Here is a 23,596-nt window from a genome sequence, read left to right on the forward strand (position 1 = left end):
TTTATCAATAAAATATTTGTTGTTTAGTAAAAATTAAAGTGCAACATTATGTAAATGAATTATATATTTTCTATTTTTATGTATAAAATCGTGAAAAAAACGTTGTAATTCTGTATGTTTCGTTAAAAAAACAAGATATATGGAAGTTAAAATGTATAAAAGATGGAATTTTTGATTACAAGACTATTAAATGATTTGTATCAAGAAATACAGACGCAACATGTTATAAACGTTGAAGAGTTAAATAAGAATAGGATAAGCAAAATATTGAAGTCAGCCATAGATAATTCGATAATTTTTTTGGTAAAAGAGGATGTGAAAGCTCCGTAAGTCGTATTGATGTAAAACATTATAAAAACTACTACGTATTTAACAAGTAGTTTTTTGTATTTCACCTTTCGTTTTCTGTAACTGATTCCATATTTTTGACGCTCCATCTTGTAAGTGCTTACATAAGCGGAAACATCTTATACAATGAAGGTGTTAAATCAAATGAGGTGGCCAATATGAACATAAAAAAAGAAAATTTAGCGAATAGCATTGAAATAGAAAGAGGAGGCGGAATGATATGAAAAAATCAAATGTTAATCCATGGCTTGTTGTCCTTGGCACAGTCATAGTACAAATGGGGCTTGGTACGATATATACATGGAGTTTATTCAATCAGCCCTTAGTGAGTAAATACGGTTGGAGTCTTAACGCTGTTGCTATAACTTTCTCAATTACTAGCCTGTCTTTAGCGTTTTCAACTTTGTTTGCGAGTAAATTGCAAGAAAAATGGGGACTTCGTAAACTTATTATGATAGCTGGACTAGCATTAGGAATTGGATTAATACTTAGTTCACAAGCTTCCTCATTAATATTGCTTTATGTACTAGCAGGGGTTGTTGTAGGTTATGCAGATGGTACAGCATATATCACTTCATTATCCAATTTAATAAAGTGGTTTCCAAAGCGTAAAGGTTTAATTGCTGGTATTTCTGTCTCTGCATATGGTTCGGGTAGCTTAATTTTTAAATATATTAACGCACAGTTAATTGAATCAGTTGGTGTATCACAAGCGTTTATATACTGGGGTTTAATTGTTACAGCTATGATTGTCCTTGGCGCTTGTTTAATCCATCAAGCTGCAGATCAAGGAGCAGTTCATGAAACAAAAACTCAGGAATATACAACGAAAGAAATGTTAGGCACAAAACAAGTATACTTATTATTTATTATGTTATTTACATCATGTATGAGTGGCTTATACTTAATTGGTATGGTAAAAGACATTGGTGTTCAACTTGTAGGGCTTAGCGCAGCGACAGCAGCTAATGCGGTGGCTATGGTTGCAATCTTCAATACATTAGGTCGTATTATTTTAGGACCGTTATCAGATAAAATCGGCCGTTTAAAAATCGTTACTGGTACATTTGTTGTTATGGCAGCTTCAGTCTTGGTTTTAAGTTTCGTAGATTTAAATTATGGTATCTACTTCGTATGTGTAGCAAGTGTAGCGTTTTGCTTTGGTGGAAATATCACTATTTTCCCAGCTATCGTTGGTGATTTCTACGGTATGAAAAACCATAGTAAGAACTACGGAATTGTGTATCAAGGATTTGGATTTGGAGCGCTCGCTGGTTCCTTTATCGGTGCAGTTCTAGGTGGATTCAAACCAACTTTCATGGTGATCGGCGTATTATGTGTCGTATCATTTATTATCGCACTTTTAATCCAAGTGCCTAAGCAGAAAAAAGAAAAAGAAGAAGAGTATCGCAGTGTAGCGTAAGTATATAAATCTTCTTTAACACTATGTTTACTAAAAAGCACCCTATTTAATAGGGTGCTTTTTTATGAATTACAACATGTGGAATTTTCTAGAGGCAAAAAAATGAGTAAAGTATCCGTTTGGATTATATTGGAATATCATAAATTGATATATTATATTCGAAATACTTATTAAATCTTAAATTATAAACACGACATGCATCGGTAATTGCAAGATATACTTTCTTGATATTTTCAGAAAAATGTTGAGAAAATATATACTTGAGTTTTTGGTAAGGCTTTGTAAATGAAGGTATCTACAGTTTATCCTCTTCAATTTTAAAAAGAGGAGTACGAATTAAATTTTTTAATGTAAGTACTTATTCATGCTTTTAGATGTAATTGTATTGAGAAGTACTAAAATATTTTATCTGAAAAATAAAAATAGGTTGACAAGTTCATTGAGAAAGATTATCATTTCGATGTAAGAATATTAAATGAAAAACATTATCAATGAATAATATTTTGATGAAAAGTACACTTGACCAATTAGTTTAGTAAGTGTATTATTTTTTACAGTGATAGTGATAATCGTTATCATTATCACTATTTGTTTAATTAGATCAATTTTCAAATGAAAGGATAGAGGAAATGAACTTAGGGGAATTTGATGGAAAAACGGTTGTAGTAACAGGTGCAGCTCAAGGTATAGGCAGTGTTGTTGCCAAAATGTTTTTAGAAAGAGGAGCTACAGTTATTGCGGTTGATCAAAATGAAGAGGGGTTAAACGTACTCTTAAATGAAAATGAATTAAATGAAACACGTATGAAAACATTTCATTTAGATGTGAGTGATAGTACCGCTGTTGAAGATATGGTAAACGGTATTGAAAATGATATAGCACCAATAGATATATTAATAAATGTTGCAGGGGTATTACGTATGGGACCAATTCACTCTTTAAGTGATGAAGATTGGAATAAAACCTTCTCTGTAAATTCTACAGGAGTTTTCTATATGTCTCGAGCAGTAAGTAAACATATGATGCAAAGAAGGTCAGGGGCAATTGTTACAGTTGGTTCAAATGCGGCAAATACTCCGAGAATGGAAATGGCTGCGTACGCTGCATCAAAAGCTGCAACGACAATGTTTATGAAGTGTTTAGGATTAGAGCTTGCAGCATACAATATTCGCTGCAACTTAGTTTCTCCTGGTTCTACTGAAACTGAAATGCAAAGATTACTATGGGCTGATGAGAATGGAGCTGAAAATATAATTGCTGGTTCTCAAAATACATATAGACTCGGTATTCCGTTACAAAAAATTGCACAACCTTCAGAAATTGCTGAAGCAGTATTGTTTTTAGCTTCTGATAAAGCGAGTCATATTACAATGCACAATTTATGTGTCGATGGCGGAGCTACATTAGGAGTTTAATAAAAAATTCAGGAGGTTTTAATACTATGAATGAACTTATAGCCGTAAAGGAACTGTCAGAAAAATTATTAGAAGATTATAAAACTGAATCTTCGTTCTTTTTCGCTTCACCAACTCGAACGATATTGACAGAAGGAGAGTTTACTACAGTAAAACATCATGAAATTGAAAGTTTTCCAGAACTTGTACAAGCGGTATTAAGTAATGCAAAACAAGCCGGAAATCCGAATCCTATCGTTGTTGGTGCTTTGCCTTTTGATCGTAGAAAAGAAGTTCAACTTATCGTACCAGAACATAGTAGAATTACTGAGCGTTTACAGTTAGAGACAACAAATGAGATAAAACGAAATGAGAAACTGACATTTGAAATGACACCGGTTCCAGCTCCTGAAGTTTATATGGATGGTGTGAAGCAAGGAATAGCAAAAATTCAGGACGGAGATTTAAGAAAAATCGTTCTATCCAGATCATTGGATGTTAAGTCTTCCGAGAAAATTGATCAACAAAAACTACTTCGTGAATTAGCGGAACATAATAAGCACGGCTACACATTTGCTGTTAATTTGCCGAAAGATGAAAAAGAGTACAGTAAGACGTTAATTGGAGCAAGTCCTGAATTACTTGTTTCACGTCATGGTATGCAAGTAATTTCTAATCCGTTGGCTGGCTCAAGACCACGAAGTGAGGATCCAGTAGAAGATAAAAGAAGAGCAGAAGAATTACTTTCTTCTCCAAAAGATTTACATGAACATGCGGTAGTAGTTGAAGCGGTTGCCGCTGCGCTTCGCCCTTACTGTCATATATTACATGTTCCAGAAAAACCCTCAGTTATTCATAGTGAAGCAATGTGGCATTTGTCTACGGAAGTGAAAGGTGAACTAAAGGACCCAAATACGTCTTCTTTACAATTAGCAATTGCTCTTCATCCTACGCCAGCAGTTTGTGGAACTCCAATGGAAGAAGCGAGAGAGGCTATTCAAAAAATTGAGCCATTTGACCGTGAATTCTTTACAGGAATGTTAGGGTGGAGCGATTTAAATGGAGATGGCGAATGGATTGTTACAATTCGTTGTGCTGAAGTGCAAGAGAATACACTTCGCTTATATGCAGGTGCTGGAGTTGTTGCTGAATCAAAGCCAGAAGATGAGTTAGCAGAAACATCAGCTAAGTTCCAAACAATGTTGAAGGCTTTAGGGTTAAGAGATAATGCGCTGAATGAAAAATAGGGGGAAGAAAGAATGTTAATAGGTTATACGGAATGGCCAAAAGAATTTGCCAATCGCTATCGAGAAGAAGGGTGTTGGCTTGGAGAAACATTTGGTTCGATGTTAAAAGAACGTGCTGAAAAATATGGGGATCAAATTGCGGTTGTAAGTAGTAATACGCATATAACGTATAGTGAACTTGATAAAAAGGTAGATCGCTTAGCTTCAGGTTTACTGAATTTAGGAATAAAGAAAGAGGACCGAGTTGTAATCCAGTTACCTAATATTATAGAGTTTTTCGAAATATGCTTTGCGCTATTTCGCATTGGAGCGCTTCCTGTTTTTGCACTACCTTCTCATCGCAGTAGTGAAATTAGTTATTTTTGCGAGTTTGGTGAGGCGAGTGCTTACATTATTTCAGATAAGGCTCTCGGCTTTGATTACCGAAAACTAGCAAGAGAAGTGAAAGAGAAAGTTCCCGCTTTACAACATGTAATCGTAGTGGGGGAAGAAGAAGAATTCGTGAACATAACTGATCTTTATATGGATCCGATTCCGTTACCAGAAGTTCAGCCAAGTGATGTTGCGTTTCTCCAATTATCAGGAGGGACGACAGGACTTTCTAAATTAATTCCTAGAACACATGATGACTATATTTATAGTTTACGTGTTAGCGCTGACATTTGTAATTTAAATGCAGAAAGTGTCTATATGGCAGTTCTTCCAGTAGCACACAATTACCCGATGAGTTCTCCAGGGACATTTGGAACTTTCTATGCGGGTGGAAAAGTAGTATTGGCAACTGGAGGTAGTCCAGATGAGGCATTTGCTCTTATAGAAAAAGAAAAAGTTACGATTACAGCGCTCGTTCCACCATTAGCAATGATTTGGCTTGATGCAGCATCTTCCCGTAACGACGATTTATCGAGCCTGCAAGTTATTCAAGTAGGAGGTGCGAAATTTAGTGCCGAAGTTGCGAAGCGTATTCGCCCTACATTTGGATGTACGTTACAGCAAGTGTTCGGTATGGCAGAAGGGTTAGTAAATTATACAAGATTAAATGATCCTGAAGAAATCATTATTCATACGCAAGGTAGACCGATGTCTACATTCGATGAAGTAAGGGTTGTTGATGAAAATGATAACGATGTAAAACCCGGTGAAGTAGGAAGTTTATTAACAAGAGGGCCATATACAATTCGTGGTTATTATAAAGCGGAAGAGCATAATGCACGATCATTTACAAAGGATGGATTTTATCGTACAGGTGATCTTGTAAAAGTAAATGAACAAGGTTACATCATTGTAGAAGGAAGAGATAAAGATCAAATTAATCGTGGCGGTGAGAAGGTTGCTGCGGAAGAGGTTGAAAATCATCTATTAGCACATGATGCAGTACATGATGTAGCAATTGTATCTATGCCTGACGATTATTTAGGAGAACGCACTTGCGCTTTTGTTATCGCTCGTGGACAAGTCCTAACTGCAAACGAATTAAAAATGTTCTTAAGAGAACGTGGTATAGCAGCTTATAAGATTCCAGATCGAATTGAATTTATTGAATCATTCCCACAAACAGGTGTTGGAAAAGTAAGCAAAAAAGAATTACGTAAAGTCATTGCTGAAAAACTTATTACAGTAAAACAATAATAAAAATCGGAAGGAAGTGATTAGATGGCTATCCCATCTATTTCAGTATATAAAATGCCAATTGAATCAGAACTACCAAAAAATAAAGTGAATTGGACGCCAAATCCGAAACGTGCGGTTCTTCTAATCCATGACATGCAAGAATATTTTCTTGATGCATATAGCGATAAAGAATCGCCAAAAGTAGAACTAATTTCAAATATTAAGGTGATAAGAGAAAGATGCAAGGAACTTGGTATACCAGTTGTTTATACAGCGCAACCTGGTGGACAAACGTTAGAACAACGAGGGTTATTACAAGATTTTTGGGGTGACGGTATTCCTGCTGGACCAGAAAAAAAGAAAATTGTGGATGAACTTACTCCAGATGAGGATGATATATTCCTAACAAAATGGAGATATAGTGCATTTAAAAAGACGAATCTATTAGAAATTTTAAATGAACAGGGAAGAGATCAACTTATTATTTGCGGTATTTATGCGCATATTGGCTGCCTTTTAACAGCTTGTGAAGCTTTTATGGATGGTATCCAGCCATTTTTTGTAGCAGATGCAGTTGCTGATTTTTCACTAGAGCATCATAAACAAGCATTGGAGTATGCATCTAATAGATGTGCAGTAACGACGTCAACAAACTTACTATTAAAAGATTTACAAAGTTTAAAGGGTGATGAGAGTGAAGGAATCACTTTACAGAAAGTGCATGAACTAGTTGCACAACTACTCCGTGAGCCAGTAGAGAGTATTGAAGTGGATGAAGATTTATTAAATAGAGGACTTGATTCGGTCAGAATTATGAGTTTAGTAGAGAAGTGGCGCCGCGAAGGGAAAGAAATCACTTTTGCAGATTTAGCAGAACGTCCAACTGTTGATGATTGGTACCGTTTACTATCTTCACAAGCAGCACAAGTGCTGTAACAAATAGACTACATAATAAAGGGGTAGTAAAGAATGCCTAATAGTCAAAAGATTCGTCATTCGTTATCATCTGCGCAGTCTGGTATGTGGTTTGCGCAACAATTAAATCCGCTTAATCCGATTTATAATACTGGGGAATATATAGAAATAAACGGAAATATTAATCAAGAAATTTTCGAGTTAGCTGTATGTAAAGTTATAACAGAAGCAGAAGCACTTCATGTTCGTTTCGAAGAGGATGAAATTGGCCCATGGCAAGTTATTGAGGAATCGTCAAAGTTTCATATGCATGTTATTGACGTTCGTAAAGAAAAAAATCCTGAAGAAGCTGCTAAGGAATGGATGAAAAATGATTTATCTGTACCGATAGATTTAAAAGAAGATAAATTATTTACTGAAGCACTTATTCAAGTTGAAAATAATCGTTTCTTTTGGTATCAGCGCATCCATCACATTGTGATGGATGGCTATGGATTTTCACTTCTTAGCCAAAAGGTAGCGAATGAGTATACATCACTTATAGAAGAAACAAATAAGAATGAAAAGCCATTTGGTTCTCTTGCAAAAATTGTACAAGAAGATAATGAGTATCGTGAATCTAAACAATTTCAGGAAGATCGTACTTTTTGGTTAGAAAAGTTTGCAGATGAACCGGAAGTTATAAGTTTAGCAGAACGAGCGCCGAGAACATCAAATGGATTTTTACGAGAAACTGCTTATTTATCAAATGCTAGTACGAAAACTTTACTAGAAGATATTAATATTTCGTTAACGAGTTGGCCCGAATTTGTTGTAGCTGTAACAAGTATTTATATGCATAAAGTAACAGGTGCAAATGATATTGTTTTAGGTTTACCGATGATGGGGCGTCTTGGTTCTGTATCTATTCATACACCAAGCATGGTAATGAATTTAGTTCCACTTCGTCTCACTGTAACTCCAAATATAACTCTTGCGGAATTAATACAGCAAGTTTCTAAAGAAATTCGAGACGTACGTCGTCATCATAAATACCGTCATGAGGAGTTAAGAAGAGACTTAAAGCTACTAGGTGAAAATCAAAGGTTGTTTGGGCCGTTAGTGAATGTTATGCCTTTTGATTATGGGCTTAATTTTGCTGGAAATCGTGGCATTACACATAATTTATCAGCAGGACCTGTCGATGATTTATCGATAAATGTATATAAGCGCTTCGATGAAAATGAGCTAATGATTCATTTTGATGCGAATCCGGAAGTATATAACGGCGCGGAACTAGCATTGCATAAAGAAAGATTTATGAATCTATTAGAATTAGTGATAAATAATGATCACAAAGACGAGCCGATTGGAAAAATAAACATTACTCTTCCTGAAGAAAATCATAAAGTTTTATTGGAATGGAATGAAACTAAGAGAGCTGAAGAGCTAATTAATCTACCTATATTATTTGAAAAACAAGTACAAAAAAATCCAAATAATATAGCAGTTACTTGTAACGGGATAAAACTTACGTATAAAGAGCTAAATGAACGAGCAAATGAACTTGCAAACTATTTAGTAGAAGAAGGAATACAAGCAAATCAATTTGTAGCCTTAGTATTTCCAAGATCAATAGAAATGGTAGTTAGTATGTTAGCAGTTCTAAAGGCAGGTGCAGCATATTTACCGATAGATCCAGAATACCCAGCCGAGCGAATTAATTATATAGTAAATGATGCAAATCCGGTTTGTATCATAACACATTCATCTGTTTCATCTACTTTAGTTATAGAAAATGATATTAAAAAAATCATATTAGATAGCGAAGAAACGAAAATAGCGTTAAAAACATATTCTCATATGAATATATCATTTAAAAATAATGAATCACTTTTAAATCCAGCGTATACAATTTACACTTCAGGATCAACAGGAAATCCAAAAGGTGTAATTGTTTCTATGAAAGGTTTAAGTAACTTCTTATTGGCTATGCAACATACGTTTTCATTAAATGAAAACGATCATTTATTAGCGGTTACAACGTTTGCGTTTGATATTTCTGCTCTAGAAATATATTTACCTCTTATTAGTGGTGCAAGTATAACAATTGCTCAAAAAGAAGTAATCCAAGAGCCTTCTGCATTAACGACACTTTTACAAGAAGAAAGAGTGACAATTATGCAAGCTACACCGACGCTCTGGCAGGCGTTAATAACTGAATATCCAGAGCGGCTACAAGAGCTAAACGTACTCGTTGGTGGTGAAGCTCTACCAGCACATTTAGCAAATAAATTAAAAGAATTAGGTTGCTGTATAAGTAACTTATATGGACCAACTGAAACGACAATTTGGTCTACTTACATGAACATTGATGAAAGTGAAAGTGGTATACCTCCTATTGGAAAGCCAATTTGGAATACAGAAGTATATGTATTGGATGCAGGGTTACAACCAGTTCCACCTGGAGTTATAGGTGAATTATATATTGCAGGGGAAGGGCTTGCGAACGGATATTTAGGAAAACCTGAGTTAACAGCTGAACGGTTTGTTGCAAATCCTTATGGGAAAGCTGGAGCACGTATGTATCGCACAGGTGATCTTGTGAAATGGCGTAACGATGGTGTGTTAGAGTACATTAGTCGCGCAGATCATCAAATTAAAATTCGCGGTTTCCGAATTGAATTAGCTGAAATTGAAACGGTATTACAACGACATGAAAATATTCAACAAGCGGTAGTAATGGTACGAGAAGATCGCCCAAATGATAAACGAATCATTGCGTATATCGTTGCCGAAGAGAAGGAACCAATTAATCTTTCAGAAATTCGTTCTTATGTTTCAGAAAGTTTAGCGAATTATATGGTACCATCGGCATTTGTTGTGCTAGAAGAATTACCATTAACGCCAAATGGTAAGATTGATAGAAAGAAATTACCTGCTCCTGATTTTAATGGAATGAACAATGAGAGAGTTGCTAGAAATCCGAAAGAAGAAATATTATGTGATTTATTTGCTGAGGTACTTGGTGTTTCACGAATTAGTATAGATGATAATTTCTTTGAAATGGGTGGCCATTCGCTTCTTGCATCTCGTTTAATGGCAAGAATTCGTGAAACGTTAAGTGTAGAATTAGGAATCGGAAAGCTATTTGAATTACCAACTGTTGCTGAATTAGCGAAACAATTGGATCATGCAAAAAGCGCAAGACCAGCTATTAAGAAAGTAAGTAGGCCAAATGAAGTTCCACTTTCATTTGCACAGCGCAGGTTATGGTTCTTAAATTGTTTAGAAGGTCCAAGTCCTACTTATAATATTCCGTTAGTCATTCGTATGTCTGGAAAATTGAATGAGGAAGCACTGCAAGGTGCCTTTTATGATGTAGTGAAGAAACATGAAACACTTAGAACAATTTTCCCTAATGTATTAGGTAGTTCATATCAGGAAATTTTAAATATGGAAGACTTAAATCTAGAAATGATTATAACAAAAACATGTAAAGATGAATTAGAAAGTGTACTTTCAGAGGCGGTAAAATATAGCTTTAACCTTGATGTTGAGCCAGCAGTTCGTTTGCAACTTTTTAAAGTGAGTGAAAACGAACATGTTTTACTAATTCTTTTGCATCATATTGTAGGAGATGGATGGTCATTACAACCGTTAACGAGAGACTTTACAGCGGCTTATAAAGCACGATGTCAAGGTGATAGTGTTCAACTAGAAACCCTTCCAGTTCAATACGCAGATTATTCACTATGGCAACAACAGCTATTAGGTGATGAAACAAAACCAGACAGTATTATTTCAACACAATTAGATTTTTGGAAAGAAGAGTTAAAAGGTTTACCAGATCAAATGGAGTTACCTACAGATTACCAGCGCCCAATTGAAACTAGTTATCGCGGGGAAACAATTCATTTTCATTTAGATGAAGGTATGCATAGTAGGTTAGTGGAGCTCGCTCGTAAAAATGGAGTTAGTTTGTTTATGGTGTTGCAAGCAGGACTAAGTGCCTTATTTACAAGATTAGGTGCTGGAACTGATATACCATTAGGTAGTCCGATTGCTGGAAGAAACGACGATGTACTCACGGATATAGTTGGTTTATTTGTAAATACATTAGTGTTACGCACAAATACATCAGGAGATCCAAGTTTTAAAGAATTATTAAATAGAGTGAAACAGGTAAACCTTGCAGCTTATGAAAATCAAGATGTTCCATTTGAACGACTTGTTGAAGTGTTAAACCCAGTACGAACTCGAAATAGTCATCCGCTGTTTCAAGTTATGTTAGCTTTCCAAAATACGCCAGAAGCAACGTTTAATGTACCGGATTTAGAAGCGAGCCTTGAAATTCAAAGTGTTGGTTCTGCAAAATTTGATTTAACATTTGAAATTAGCGAGAGTACCGGAGTTGATGGTACTCCAAACGGCTTACACGGATTGTTAGAGTTTAGTACCGATTTATATAAACGTGAAACGGTTCAAAAACTAATAGAACGATTCATTCTATTATTAGATGATGCAGAGAAACATCCGGATCAATCAATTGGTAGATTAGAAATATTAACTTTAGCAGAGCGAAATACAGTTTTAGAAAAGTGGAATGGTGGTTTTCAAATTGTACCTGAAATGACATTGCCACAATTATTTGAAAAGCAGGCTCATGTAAATCAAAATTCTATTGCTGTCGTCTTTGAAGATGAAAAGCTAACTTATGAAGAGTTAAATAGAAAAGCGAATAAAATAGCTCGTTTGTTAATAGCGAAAGGAATCGGTCCTGATCAACTTGTTGCTTTAGCGATGCCGAGATCTTTAAATATGGTTGTAAGCTTACTTGCTGTTCTTAAAGCTGGTGCGGGATACCTTCCGTTAGATCCGGATTATCCGTCAGATCGTATCTCATTTATGCTACACGATGCGAAACCATCATGTGTTTTAACAAATTCAGATGTGGAAATTGAATGTGATGAGGCACTAAAGGTTTTAGTTGATGATGTGAACGTAATAGAAGAAATTGAGAAATATAGTGAAGACAATATAGATGAAATGGAGCGCATGAAGCCGTTATCTCCTTCACATATTGCTTACGTTATTTATACGTCAGGCTCAACAGGTAGACCGAAAGGGGTTATGATACCTCATCAAAATGTAGTAAGACTTTTAGGAGCAACTGATCATTGGTTCCAATTTGACGCAGACGATGTGTGGACGATGTTCCATTCATACGCTTTTGATTTCTCGGTTTGGGAAATTTGGGGACCTTTATTATATGGAGGGCGTTTAGTTGTAGTACCACATACTGTAAGTCGCTCGCCGAAAGAATTTTTACAACTGCTTGTTAAGGTAAAGGTGACTGTTTTAAACCAAACTCCATCAGCGTTCTATCAATTGATGCAAGCCGATCGTGAAAATGAAGAGATTGGTCAAAAATTATCTTTACGATATGTTGTTTTTGGAGGAGAAGCACTTGAACTAAGTCGATTAGAAGATTGGTATAGTCGTCATCCTCATAACTCACCGAAGCTTATTAATATGTACGGTATAACGGAGACGACGGTACATGTTAGTTATATTGAATTAGATGAGAGCATCGTCTCTTTACGAGCAAATAGTTTAATCGGGTGCAGTATACCGGATCTTAAAGTATACGTATTAGATAACTATTTACAACCGATGCCACCTGGAGTAGTTGGAGAAATGTATGTTGCAGGTGCAGGACTGGCTCGTGGATATTTAGGAAGAGCAGGATTAACTGCTGAACGTTTTATCGCAGATCCATTTGGGAAGCCAGGTACAAGAATGTATCGTACAGGGGACCTAGCGCGCTGGCGTCAAGATGGGACGTTAGATTATATAGGACGTGCAGATCATCAAATTAAAATTCGTGGATTCCGAATTGAATTAGGGGAAATAGAAGCGGTAATAATGAAACATCCTAAAGTTGAACAAGTAGCAGTTATTGTACGGGAAGATCAACCAGGGGATAAACGACTAGTTTCTTATATCGTCGCATCAAATAATGAAACGATTGATATGAATGAAATGCGTCAGCATGCAGGAGGTAGTTTACCAGATTACATGGTTCCGTACGCTTTTGTAGTAGTAAATGAGTTACCTTTAACTCCAAACGGTAAATTAGATAGAAAGGCATTGCCAGCTCCAGAATTTATTGCATCATCTTCTAGCCGCGGACCGAGAACACCGCAAGAAGAAATGTTATGTGACTTGTTTACAGAAGTTTTAAGTGTGTCTCAAATTGGAATTGATGATGGATTCTTTGATCTTGGTGGTCATTCACTTCTTGCAGTGCAGCTGATGAGTCGCATTAAAGAGGCACTTGGAGTTGAACTAAATATCGGAACTTTATTTGCAGCACCTACTGTTGCAGGGCTTGCTGAAAGACTTGAAATGGGGAATGGTCAAAGTGCACTTGATGTGTTGCTTCCATTACGAGCAAGCGGAGATCAATTACCATTATTTTGTGTACATCCAGCAGGTGGATTAAGTTGGTGCTATGCAGGACTTATGAAATCTTTAGGAACAGATTATCCAATCTATGGTGTACAAGCACGTGGTATCGCTGAAAATGAAGAACTTCCAAAAAGCTTAGAGGAGATGGCGGCGGATTATTTAAAACACGTTCGTGGAATACAGCCTCACGGACCATATCGTTTACTCGGATGGTCGCTTGGAGGAAATGTTGTTCATGCAATGGCGGCGCAACTTCAAAATGAAGGGGAAGAAGTAGAATTACTCGTTATGCTGGATTCGTATCCTGGTCACTTCTTACCGAATACGGAAGCACCTACTGAAGAAGAAGCGTTAATCGCATTACTTGCTTTAGGTGGATATGATCCAGATAACATGGATGGTAAACCACTTACTATGGAAAGTGCGGTTGCAATACTTCGCAAAGATGGAAGTGCATTAGCAAGTCTTGAGGAAGAGACTATTTTAAACTTGAAAGAAACATATGTAAATTCAGTAGGGTTGTTAGGGAAATACGTGCCAAAAGTTTATAACGGGGATATTTTATTCTTTAGATCTACTGTTATACCAGACTGGTTTGATCCTATTTCTCCAAATACGTGGCTAAATTATTTAGACGGGGAAATCGTGCAGCATGACATTGATTGTAGACATAAAGATTTATGTCAGCCAGGTCCACTTACAGAAATTGGACAAGTGCTAGCGAAATATTTGCAGAATAAGAAAGGGGTAAGTAAAGTATGACGAATCCATTTGAAAATGATAATTACACATATAAAGTATTAATGAATGAGGAGGGCCAGTATTCTCTCTGGCCTGCCTTTCTCGATGTACCAATTGGATGGAATGTCGTACATGAAGAAGCTAGCAGACAAGTTTGCTTAGAATACGTTGAAGTTAACTGGAATGATTTAGAGCCGAAAAAAAATCAAATTAGCGAAAAAATATTAGTAGGAAAACAATAATGAAAGTAAAAATAAATCCAAAAGTAGTTGTAAGCATCGTTTATATAACAGCGATGTTTATGGCTGCGATGGATGCAACGATTGTGAATGTAGCACTGCAAACGATAAGCAAAGAACTGCAAGTGCCCCCATCTGCAATGGGGACTGTAAATGTTGGGTATTTAGTTAGCTTAGCTATTTTCCTTCCGATTTCTGGTTGGTTAGGAGATCGCTTTGGTACGAAAAAAGTATTTTTAACTGCCCTTTTCGTTTTTACAATTGCATCTGCACTATGTGGAATTGCTAATGATATTACTTCATTAAACATTTTTCGTATCATTCAAGGTGCTGGTGGCGGACTTTTAACACCAGTCGGGATGGCGATGTTATTCCGAACATTTTCACCAGAGGAAAGACCAAAAATTTCTCGATTTATTGTACTTCCAATTGCTGTAGCACCAGCGATCGGACCAATTATTGGTGGTTTCTTTGTAGATCAAATGTCTTGGCGCTGGGCATTTTATATTAATCTGCCGTTTGGTATCATTGCGTTGCTATTTGGACTTCTATTTTTAGCAGAGCATATTGAAAAATCGGCTGGTCGTTTTGATTCTCTCGGTTTTGTTCTTTCAGCACCAGGTTTTGCGATGCTCATCTATGCACTCAGTCAAGGCCCGTCAAAAGGTTGGGTTTCCCCAGAAATAATTAGTATTGGGATAGCTGGGATTGTATTACTTACATTGTTTATTATTGTAGAACTTAAAGTAAAGCAACCGATGTTAGATTTACACTTATTAAAAGAACCGGTCTTTAGAAAAATGAGTCTTATTTCGTTGTTTTCATCAGCTGGTTTACTAGGAATGTTATTTATTTTTCCGCTTATGTATCAAAATGTAATAGGAGTTTCCGCGCTGGAATCGGGTCTTACTACATTCCCAGAGGCGATTGGATTAATGATTTCTTCGCAGATTGTACCATGGTCATATAAGAAATTAGGAGCTCGAAAGGTAATCTCTATTGGATTAGTAAGTACGGCGGTTATCTTTATTTTATTAAGTTTTGTAAATCATGATACGAATCCATGGCAAATTCGGGCACTATTGTTTGGCATTGGTATTTTCTTAGGTCAATCTGTCGGTGCGGTTCAATTTTCTGCTTTTAACAATATTGCACCACCTTCTATGGGGAGAGCAACTACTATATTCAATGTGCAAAACCGATTAGGATCTGCAATAGGAGTTGCTGTTTTAGCTAGTATACTATCTGGTTTTGGAAGTAATAACGTACAGAATAATGCACAGTCAGATTTTTTACCATATCAAGCAGCATTAATTGGATCAGCAATATTTTTACTCATAGCATTACTATTTTCTTTACGTATTTCCGATAAAGAGGTAATGTCAAAGAAGAATAAAAAGCCGTTATCTGTATTACAAAAAGAGAAAGAAGTTGTAAATGAATGAGTTGCAGCATGCTAATACTCTTTTAAAATAAAGTAATATTGGCATTTAAAAGGAGAGAGTTTACATGATAGAGAGTAAAGTTGTAGATTCTGTACCAACCCTTAATGAGAATAGTTGTCAAATATGGTGGGCAAGAATTTCAGATTTACAATCATGGCATTACAATTTGCTAAATGATGTAGAGCGAGAGAAAGCAAATTCATATCATCATTCGGCAGACCGTGCGCGTTTTATAATAGGTTGTGTAATTAGTAGATTAGTACTTGGAAAGGTACTTTCTATGTCGCCAGTTCAAGTGCCAATTGATCGAATGTGCCCAGTATGTAAATTACAGCATGGCAGACCACAGTTACCAGAAGGGATGCCGCAAATATCAGTCTCACATTCGGGTGAGTGGGTTGTTGTGGCATTTACTAAATCTGCACCTGTGGGTGTTGATGTTGAGCAAATGAATCCAAATATAGATGTTATGAAAATGGCAGAGGGCGTATTAACAGACATTGAAATAGCACAAGTTATGAAATTACCTGATGAGCAGCGACTAGAAGGGTTTTTAACATATTGGACTCGAAAAGAAGCAGTGCTGAAAGCGACAGGTGAAGGACTATTGATTCCACCAGTAGAAATTACAGTATCAGCTCCAAATGCCCCTCCAAAATTGTTGATTTTTAAAGATAGACAAGAGTTAGCAGAAAATACAATGATGGAAGATGTAAGACCTAGTTTAGATTATATGGCTTCCATTGCAATATTTAGTAAAGAAGTAACTGAAATTACGCAGTTAGACGCGGGATTGCTATTAAATCATCGTTAATTTTTAATAAAATTTCTTATAGAAGAGGTGTTCCTCATGTTAGTAGCGGAAAATAGAAAAACTGAATTAACTTATAATGTACAGGCAATTAAAGATATGTTGTTTTCTAAAAATACGTCATCTATTCTAGCTTTAGAAAAACTTGTAAAAGATACAGTTCAGTTTGATGTACTTGAACAGGAAGCGCTTGATAGACAATACATTCCGAAAGAAGCAAAGAATTTCTTTGATAATAATGGAACATTTCTTTACCGCGTATCCAATGTTAGTTATAAAGGTAAGGTATTATCTGAAAATCTAATTTTTGCGGACACTTCGTTTTTACCGGATACAATAAAGAGTGAATTAGAGAGTGGAAATATTCCTGTTGAAAACCTTATAGAAAAGATGGAAGTAAGAAGAAACGTATTATATGAAGGATATCAGCCATCTGGAAATATTATCGAATTGTTTGATGGATGTTCTGTTATGGCGAATGTTTATCCAACTAGAAAATATCAAATTGTAAGTAACTGCAAATGTGTATTTTATATTTGTGAAGTGTATCATGCAGAGAATATAAAGGAACTGCTTAAATAAACAATAAACAATAAACAATAAACAAGAAACCAGCCTATAAAATGGCTGGTTTCTTGTTTATTTTACAGCTTCTTTTAATTCTTTTCCTGCTTTAAATGCTGGAACTTTACCAGCAGCAATCTGAATTTCTTCTCCAGTTTGCGGATTACGCCCTGTACGAGCAGATCTTTCACGCACTTCAAAAGTTCCAAAGCCGATTAGTTGCACTTTATCGCCAGATTGTAATGCATTAGCAATTGTGTCAAATACGGATTGTACAGCTGCAGAAGCATCCTTTTGAGAAATATCAGCTGATTGTGCTACATTTTTAACTAATTCTGTTTTGTTCATGTTTTCACCTCATAAAAATTTTTTTAGAATGAATGTTTTAGTATAATGGTTAGTAAAGATAAAGCTAACTTTGTGATTAGAAAGAATGCTGTATATTTATGTTAATTTCGTTGAAAGAAACTGAATCCCTGCTAATAATTAGGGATTAATTAAGAATTGATGCATACAACAAGCTGTAATATGAGGATGAGGGGGAATATACGGATGATTTTTCGTGAAAAGAATGAGAAAGAAAGTATATTAATTCGTCAACATGATCATGGTTTTTTAGCTGGTGAAATTGCAAGACATATAATAGAAGATTTTTTTGAAGATAAAATATACTTAAAAGAGACAATTGATGCTATATATGAGCATGATAGAGGATGGATAGAGCTTGATAAAGTACCAATTTTGAATGATACTAAAAATATTCCATATACATTTATGGATTGTCCAAGTTCATTACGTTTTGTTTTTTATACGATTGGTTTGAATGCAATTGAAGAGTCAAATCCATACGGGGCGCTACTTTGTAGTAAGCACTTTTTATCATTTTCACTAAATGAGGAAGATGAAGAGATGATGTCTTTTTATAAACATGAATTGGAACGACAAAAAAGAATTTTGAAAACGTTAACAAAAGAACAATATGCGATGTTTGATAAACATTATAGATTATTAAAGTTTTGTGATGAACTTTCTTTATATGTATGTATGAATAAACCTGGTGTGAAAAAGAAAGATGAAATTGATTTATTTAAAGAGGGTTTTGAAGGAACAGAAATGTTTAATAGTAAGGGGGAGAAGCCTATTCAAGCTGAATGGGTGGATGAAGAAACAATTCAAATTACATCGTTTCCATTTAAAACGGAATTTTATACATATGTAAAATATAAAACTATAAATAAACATGAAGTTAAAGAAAAAGGGATTGTAAAAGCTGATAGAGAATCGGAAATGAAGAAGCAAAACATTCGTTTCATACAATAAGGAGGAGATTTAGATTGAAAGATTACATGTTAAAACAGTTTGATTACCATGCTTGGGCTAATACACGATTATTCAACCGACTAAAAGAGTTACCAAACTATGAGACAATTTTTAATGAACAGATACAGAGTGTATTCCCATCAATTAAGGATACTTTTGTACATATTTATATTACAGATCAAGTGTGGTTACACATATTGCATGGTAAAAGTATGAGTGAAGTAATACAAGACCGAGAAAAATTACGAAAACAAATCGAAACTAAATCGTTACATGAATTAGAAAAAATGTTTGAAAACATGGCAAATCAATATAAAGAATTTTTAAGTACAATACAAGACGTAAATACTGTATTTGTTATTGAGAACCCATATGCAGGTGCATTAGACACTTCCATTTTAGAGTTAGTGCAACACGTTGTAAATCATGGTACATATCATAGAGGGAATATAACAGCAATGATCCGTCAACTTGGTTATTCATCTACAATGATGGATTTTGTACTTTATTTACATATGGTTCAGGAGGGAAAGGAATTGAAATAGAGAAAAAAGGAATGGCTTATTATAAATGAGCCATTCCTTTTTTAGTGATTAACTTGCCTGTTTTTTATTGCTTTCTTTCAATTTCTCTGCTTGTAAAAAGCGATTCGTTTCAGCGACAACAATACCACTTAATCCGATTAGACCAATTAAGTTTGGAATCGCCATAAGTCCATTTGCAATATCGGCAAATGTCCATACGACACCTAGCTTTAAATTAGCACCTATTGCAATCATAACGATAAAGATTGCTTTATAATATCGTACAGCACCTTGTCCGAATAAATAAGCTACACACTTCTCTCCGTAATACGACCAACCTAAAATAGTAGAGTAGGCGAATAATATAATGGCGATACCGAGAATCATACTACCAGCAGTACCGAATACGGATTGGAATGCTAATGTTGTAGCTTCAACACCAGTTTTACCTGATTTCCATGCGCCTGTAGTAATTAATACTAGCCCCGTAATTGTACATACAATAAATGTATCTAGAAAAGTACCAGTCATAGAAACTAAAGCTTGTTTTGCAGGTGAATCTGTTTTGGCAGCAGCCGCAGCAATAGGAGCACTTCCTAAACCAGCCTCGTTAGCAAATACACCACGTGCCATTCCTATTTGAATTGCAGATGCAACTGTTGCTCCGATAAAACCACCAGCAGCTGCAGTACCTTGAAATGCACCAGAAAAAATAAGTGAAAATGCTTCTGGAATTTGATCAAAGTGATAGAAAATAATAATAAGGCCAGCGATTATATAAAAGAATGCTTTAATAGGAACGATATATCCAGTAACTCTACCAATCTTTTTTACACCGCCCAAAATAACGATAGCGATTAAGAATGACATGAGTATACCAGTTAATGCAGGAGGGAAAGAAAAATTGATTCGCATTGCCTCTGCAACTGAATTAGATTGAACCATATTACCGATACCGAAAGAAGCAGCTGTGCCGAATATAGCGAATAAAACAGCCAGCCATTTTTTCCCTAAACCACGTTCTAAATAATACATTGGTCCACCGGAGTATTCACCATTTTCATTACTAACACGGTATTTCACCGCAAGGATTGCTTCGGCATACTTTGTTGCCATTCCAAATAAAGCAGTAATCCACATCCAAAAGATTGCGCCGGGTCCACCGATTGTCACAGCAGTTGCGACACCTGCTATATTTCCCATACCAATCGTTGCAGCCATAGCTGTCATCAGTGCTTGGAAGTGACTAATATCTCCAGAAGATGATGTATCCTCTGATTTTTTAAAAGCTAGTTTGTGAGCGTATATTAGTTTACTAAATTGTAAACCTTTTAAGCGCACTGTGAGGATGATACCAGTTCCAACGAGTAGCAACAAAGTTGGTAACCCCCACACATACTGATTAATTTGTTCTAATACTTTACTTACTGTCTCCATCTGTATTCTCCTTTTTTAGAAAAAATAAAAACCACTTCAAGGAAATGAAATGGTCTCTGGAGAAACAAGGGATAGAAAAATAAACCGATACAAATCGGCATTTTCTTTCGCTTGTCTCTGTCCTTTTACCTGAGAGATTATCCGCTAGATTAGCGGATTTGCTCCTTCGGTGCTCGTTTTCCTCCGCGCTATATTAAGCGAGAGGGAGTCTCTCCAGAGATTCGTCCCCATGCAGTTCTACTTGTAAACAAGACCTGAGAGTTTCAAAGTTGGTTCAGCAACTTTTTGCCCCGTCGGTAGATCAATAGACCTTCTCCTGAATGGTTCATCCGAATTATAAAATTAAAAACTTAAACGCATTGATTCTGTATAGAATCAATAAAAACATTATAGATATAGAATTAGTGAAATGCAATCATTTTTTATTTTGAAATAGTAAATAAACTTATTTTTTTGATATTCCTAATTTATCTTCTATTTTATGATTTCAGGAGAGATTACTTATTATATATTCGAAAAATGAATGGTGATAAAAGAGATAGGACGTAACAATGTAGGATTCTTTATGTCTTACTTTTAAATTTTCAATTCTGAATTATTTGAATTATAATTGTTGTATGTGTGGAATAAACCAATATTTTATAGGGAAATGAGTTGATAAATTGCCAAGAATAAAAAAAATAGGGCGTTTTTGTCCTGTGGATGATGAAGGATTTATTATAAGCGATGCACATTTTAATAAAATTCAGCCTGTGTTTTTGGAGGTAATACAAGAAATAAAGGATACTTGTTGTCAATTTTTGCGGGATGATTTGCACAGTGTTTATATAAGGGGTTCTATTCCAAGAGGGATTGGGATAGAAGGGGTTGCAGATGTAGATATGATTATATTAGTTCGAAAGAATCCTCAAGTAATTGACTTAAGCTGGAGAAAGGAGCTAGAAGTCCAAATTACACAGCAGTTTAATTGTATATCAGGAGTGGAGTTAAGTTTTTATAGTGAAAAAGAAGTAATAAACTCAGAGGATTTTTCTTTTATAGGATTTATGATTCAGACACATAGTGTATGTATATTAGGTGAAGACGTAAAATTATATTTACCTAAATATAAAGTAAGTCAGGAGATAGTGTATGAACATCTCATTCATTTGCGGAAACAAATTGAACAAACACACGAAGAGTTAATTCATAATAAGGACGTAGATGATATAGAGGATTGTTGTCGTTGGATCATGAAGATTGTAGTCAGGGCAGGTCTAGCATTAACAATTGATAGAGAAGGGCTGTATTCCAGGGACTTATATCCAGCATATGAGTTATTTAGTAAGCATTTTCCCGAACAAGAAAAAAATATGAGGAAAGCACTACAATATGTAATTGAACCGATAAAAGATATAGAAGAAATCTTATCATTTTTAGATACGTTTGGTGATTGGTTGATAGAAAAAGCAGAGGATTCTTTGAAAAATATACAAATTTAATAAACTATAATTTCATTATGTAAACAGATTGTATTGAAGAATAGAAGAGCGGAGAGATATTGGGATTTTTACATTGTGGATGTATTCTCGCAAGGCAAGTATTAAGGTAATCAACTTGCGTTATTTATGGAAAATTAAGAATTTTCTAGTTGGGAAATCAATGATCTTAATGTCCGTGATTTTGCAGATTATTATGGAATCACAGAGGATGTGGCAACAGGAAGCTCAAATGGATGTTTAGCGGCGTATCTTATAAAATATCGTTATCTTGGAACGGAAAAGATAAATATGCATGTTGGACAAGGGGATGAGATAAATCGCCATTCTCTAATACATATAGAAGCAGAGGTGATTGAGAGTAAAATTAATGTTTGCGTTGGTGGAAAAATAGAAAGTATTGCAAGTGGGAAATGAACCGTATCATAAGGGGGATTAGAAATGCTATTAAAAACAATATTTTGCAAGGTGGAAGAAGAGAAAAGGGAATTGTTTTCTGATGCGCAAGAAAAATGGCGTGATTTACAGTATTTAGACGGATTCTATGGACAATTTGGTGGGTGGAATGAAGCTGAAGCGTGTGTGTATACTTTATGGAAGGATAGAAATGCATATCAATCATTCATGAATGATGCTCATGATACAATTTTTTTAAATAGTAATCAAGAAGGCACATATACTTCCTGTAATATTGAAATGTTTCAAACGTTGTATGATATAACAGAAACTCCTTTGAAAGACGTAACTGCACAAGGGTCATTTGTAAGAGTTGCAATTTGCGATGTGAAAGAAGGAAAAGAAAAGGATTTTTTACATACGCAAGAAACAATTTGGAATAAAGGAATGGAAAATGCAAAAGGAATGTTAGGTGGAGTTGTTGGGAAGTCTTTAAAGACTGAAAATCGTTACATAGTATTAACGTATTGGCAAGATGAAATAGCACATGAACTCTATATGAAAGAAATTTTCCCAGAGTTATATCAGTTAGCAAATGTAAATGAGTATGTTGAAAATATAAATGGGAAGAGAGTTATTCGGAAGGAAGAATGGTCTGTTGCCGCTTCTAAATAAAGTTAGAACTTATTAAAGTAGCTAGTTTCGAAAAATTTGATGCAGAACATTAGTTCTTGTATAATTACTTTGTACAAGAATAAGAGGGGAGATATTTAAATGAGTAGAGTTTTAAGATTTGAATTGCAAGTCCCAAACCCTGAAGAAGCTATTCAATTTTATACAAATAGTTTTGGATGGAAGTTTGAAAAAATGCCTGGGCCACATGACTATTGGTTCATAATTACAGGTGAGAGTGATAGACCTGGTATCGATGGTGGATTAATGAAATCACCTGATGGTGCTACTAGGACAACTAATTCGATTGAAGTACCTTCAGTTGATGAGTACATAAATAAAGTTATTGAAAATGGTGGACAAGTAGTTGTACCTAAAACTGCTATTCCTAATATGGGTTACTTTGCTTATTGTATAGATAATCAAGGGCTACTTTTTGGAGTATGTGAAGAAAATAGTGAAGCGTAAAAAATTAGGGGAGTTCGAGATTATTTTGTTTGTTGAACGATGTTTTCTATCAAAGATTATAATTATTGAACACTTTTGTATAAAAACTAGTATTCGTTTAGTTGAAGAAG

General features: G+C 35.3%; 18 protein-coding genes and 1 riboswitch. Of the genes, 16 read left to right on the forward strand and 2 right to left on the reverse strand.

Annotation, left to right across the window (positions count from 1 at the left end):
* Positions 1-568 precede the first annotated feature (568 nt).
* From JFU23_RS27135 to JFU23_RS27180, 10 genes are all read left to right on the forward strand, one after another.
* Entirely contained in the window at positions 569-1,771 is a 1,203-nt protein-coding gene (locus JFU23_RS27135; RefSeq protein WP_201033157.1) for an L-lactate MFS transporter, read from the forward strand.
* A gap of 629 nt (positions 1,772-2,400) precedes the next feature.
* Complete coding sequence (gene dhbA, locus JFU23_RS27140) at positions 2,401-3,186, forward strand: 2,3-dihydro-2,3-dihydroxybenzoate dehydrogenase (protein WP_201033158.1); 786 nt, start codon at positions 2,401-2,403, stop codon at positions 3,184-3,186.
* 26 nt (positions 3,187-3,212) lie between these two features.
* Positions 3,213-4,412: an isochorismate synthase DhbC gene (dhbC, locus tag JFU23_RS27145; protein WP_201033159.1), complete on the forward strand. Its 1,200-nt coding sequence runs from the start codon at positions 3,213-3,215 to the stop codon at positions 4,410-4,412.
* Positions 4,413-4,424: 12 nt separating this feature from the next.
* Entirely contained in the window at positions 4,425-6,041 is a 1,617-nt protein-coding gene (locus tag JFU23_RS27150) for a (2,3-dihydroxybenzoyl)adenylate synthase (RefSeq protein ID WP_002192926.1), read from the forward strand.
* A 24-nt stretch (positions 6,042-6,065) separates the two neighbouring features.
* The gene (locus tag JFU23_RS27155; protein WP_201033160.1) at positions 6,066-6,959 is read left to right on the forward strand and encodes an isochorismatase family protein; all 894 of its coding nucleotides are present in this window, start codon (positions 6,066-6,068) and stop codon (positions 6,957-6,959) included.
* Between the two features lie 33 nt (positions 6,960-6,992).
* Complete coding sequence (locus JFU23_RS27160) at positions 6,993-14,153, forward strand: amino acid adenylation domain-containing protein (RefSeq protein WP_201033161.1); 7,161 nt, start codon at positions 6,993-6,995, stop codon at positions 14,151-14,153.
* Positions 14,150-14,374: an MbtH family protein gene (locus JFU23_RS27165; RefSeq protein ID WP_000184075.1), complete on the forward strand. Its 225-nt coding sequence runs from the start codon at positions 14,150-14,152 to the stop codon at positions 14,372-14,374. The genes JFU23_RS27160 and JFU23_RS27165 overlap by 4 nt, the downstream gene beginning before the upstream one ends.
* Complete coding sequence (locus tag JFU23_RS27170) at positions 14,374-15,816, forward strand: MDR family MFS transporter (protein WP_002127292.1); 1,443 nt, start codon at positions 14,374-14,376, stop codon at positions 15,814-15,816. Before JFU23_RS27165 ends, JFU23_RS27170 begins: the two co-directional genes overlap by 1 nt.
* A 64-nt stretch (positions 15,817-15,880) precedes the next feature.
* Positions 15,881-16,630, forward strand: coding sequence for a 4'-phosphopantetheinyl transferase Sfp (sfp, locus tag JFU23_RS27175; protein ID WP_201033162.1), 750 nt, complete (start codon positions 15,881-15,883; stop codon positions 16,628-16,630).
* Between the two features lie 36 nt (positions 16,631-16,666).
* A complete protein-coding gene (locus JFU23_RS27180) occupies positions 16,667-17,209 on the forward strand; it encodes a hypothetical protein (RefSeq protein ID WP_016094085.1) in 543 nt (180 codons plus the stop codon).
* Between the two features lie 57 nt (positions 17,210-17,266).
* On the opposite strand, the gene JFU23_RS27185 is transcribed toward JFU23_RS27180, so the two are convergent.
* Complete coding sequence (locus tag JFU23_RS27185; RefSeq protein WP_002012780.1) at positions 17,267-17,539, reverse strand: HU family DNA-binding protein; 273 nt, start codon at positions 17,537-17,539, stop codon at positions 17,267-17,269.
* A 204-nt stretch (positions 17,540-17,743) separates the two neighbouring features.
* On the opposite strand from JFU23_RS27185, the gene JFU23_RS27190 reads away from it, so the two are divergent.
* Together JFU23_RS27190 and JFU23_RS27195 are read left to right on the forward strand one after the other, a co-directional pair.
* The gene (locus JFU23_RS27190; RefSeq protein ID WP_201033163.1) at positions 17,744-18,511 is read left to right on the forward strand and encodes a DUF3891 family protein; all 768 of its coding nucleotides are present in this window, start codon (positions 17,744-17,746) and stop codon (positions 18,509-18,511) included.
* 14 nt (positions 18,512-18,525) lie between these two features.
* The gene (locus tag JFU23_RS27195; RefSeq protein ID WP_193664643.1) at positions 18,526-19,056 is read left to right on the forward strand and encodes a DinB family protein; all 531 of its coding nucleotides are present in this window, start codon (positions 18,526-18,528) and stop codon (positions 19,054-19,056) included.
* 48 nt (positions 19,057-19,104) lie between these two features.
* Here the strand turns inward: JFU23_RS27195 and JFU23_RS27200 are convergent, their stop codons facing one another.
* The gene (locus tag JFU23_RS27200; RefSeq protein ID WP_002065299.1) at positions 19,105-20,472 is read right to left on the reverse strand and encodes an alanine/glycine:cation symporter family protein; all 1,368 of its coding nucleotides are present in this window, start codon (positions 20,470-20,472) and stop codon (positions 19,105-19,107) included.
* Positions 20,473-20,579: 107 nt separating this feature from the next.
* Positions 20,580-20,699: riboswitch (glycine riboswitch) on the reverse strand.
* A gap of 435 nt (positions 20,700-21,134) precedes the next feature.
* Between JFU23_RS27200 and JFU23_RS27205 the strand changes: the two genes are divergently transcribed.
* From JFU23_RS27205 to JFU23_RS27220, 4 genes are all read left to right on the forward strand, one after another.
* Entirely contained in the window at positions 21,135-21,953 is an 819-nt protein-coding gene (locus JFU23_RS27205) for a nucleotidyltransferase (protein ID WP_201033164.1), read from the forward strand.
* 156 nt (positions 21,954-22,109) lie between these two features.
* A complete protein-coding gene (locus tag JFU23_RS27210; RefSeq protein ID WP_080448095.1) occupies positions 22,110-22,367 on the forward strand; it encodes a PhzF family phenazine biosynthesis protein in 258 nt (85 codons plus the stop codon).
* Between the two features lie 24 nt (positions 22,368-22,391).
* Complete coding sequence (locus tag JFU23_RS27215; RefSeq protein ID WP_098168164.1) at positions 22,392-23,021, forward strand: DUF4937 domain-containing protein; 630 nt, start codon at positions 22,392-22,394, stop codon at positions 23,019-23,021.
* Between the two features lie 99 nt (positions 23,022-23,120).
* Positions 23,121-23,486: a VOC family protein gene (locus JFU23_RS27220; RefSeq protein ID WP_002031902.1), complete on the forward strand. Its 366-nt coding sequence runs from the start codon at positions 23,121-23,123 to the stop codon at positions 23,484-23,486.
* Positions 23,487-23,596: the final 110 nt, after the last annotated feature.

The sequence above is a fragment of the Bacillus sp. TH50 genome (genome assembly GCF_016650565.1).
Taxonomy (GTDB): domain Bacteria; phylum Bacillota; class Bacilli; order Bacillales; family Bacillaceae_G; genus Bacillus_A; species Bacillus_A mycoides.

Coding starts and splice junctions, on each gene's coding strand:
- JFU23_RS27165 (WP_000184075.1), top strand. CDS start 14,150: ATGACGAATCCATTTGAAAATGATAATTACACATATAAAGTATTAATG.
- JFU23_RS27215 (WP_098168164.1), top strand. CDS start 22,392: ATGCTATTAAAAACAATATTTTGCAAGGTGGAAGAAGAGAAAAGGGAA.
- JFU23_RS27170 (WP_002127292.1), top strand. CDS start 14,374: ATGAAAGTAAAAATAAATCCAAAAGTAGTTGTAAGCATCGTTTATATA.
- JFU23_RS27155 (WP_201033160.1), top strand. CDS start 6,066: ATGGCTATCCCATCTATTTCAGTATATAAAATGCCAATTGAATCAGAA.
- JFU23_RS27200 (WP_002065299.1), bottom strand. CDS start 20,472: ATGGAGACAGTAAGTAAAGTATTAGAACAAATTAATCAGTATGTGTGG.
- JFU23_RS27160 (WP_201033161.1), top strand. CDS start 6,993: ATGCCTAATAGTCAAAAGATTCGTCATTCGTTATCATCTGCGCAGTCT.
- JFU23_RS27180 (WP_016094085.1), top strand. CDS start 16,667: ATGTTAGTAGCGGAAAATAGAAAAACTGAATTAACTTATAATGTACAG.
- JFU23_RS27220 (WP_002031902.1), top strand. CDS start 23,121: ATGAGTAGAGTTTTAAGATTTGAATTGCAAGTCCCAAACCCTGAAGAA.
- JFU23_RS27190 (WP_201033163.1), top strand. CDS start 17,744: ATGATTTTTCGTGAAAAGAATGAGAAAGAAAGTATATTAATTCGTCAA.
- JFU23_RS27135 (WP_201033157.1), top strand. CDS start 569: ATGAAAAAATCAAATGTTAATCCATGGCTTGTTGTCCTTGGCACAGTC.
- JFU23_RS27185 (WP_002012780.1), bottom strand. CDS start 17,539: ATGAACAAAACAGAATTAGTTAAAAATGTAGCACAATCAGCTGATATT.
- dhbA (WP_201033158.1), top strand. CDS start 2,401: ATGAACTTAGGGGAATTTGATGGAAAAACGGTTGTAGTAACAGGTGCA.
- dhbC (WP_201033159.1), top strand. CDS start 3,213: ATGAATGAACTTATAGCCGTAAAGGAACTGTCAGAAAAATTATTAGAA.
- sfp (WP_201033162.1), top strand. CDS start 15,881: ATGATAGAGAGTAAAGTTGTAGATTCTGTACCAACCCTTAATGAGAAT.
- JFU23_RS27150 (WP_002192926.1), top strand. CDS start 4,425: ATGTTAATAGGTTATACGGAATGGCCAAAAGAATTTGCCAATCGCTAT.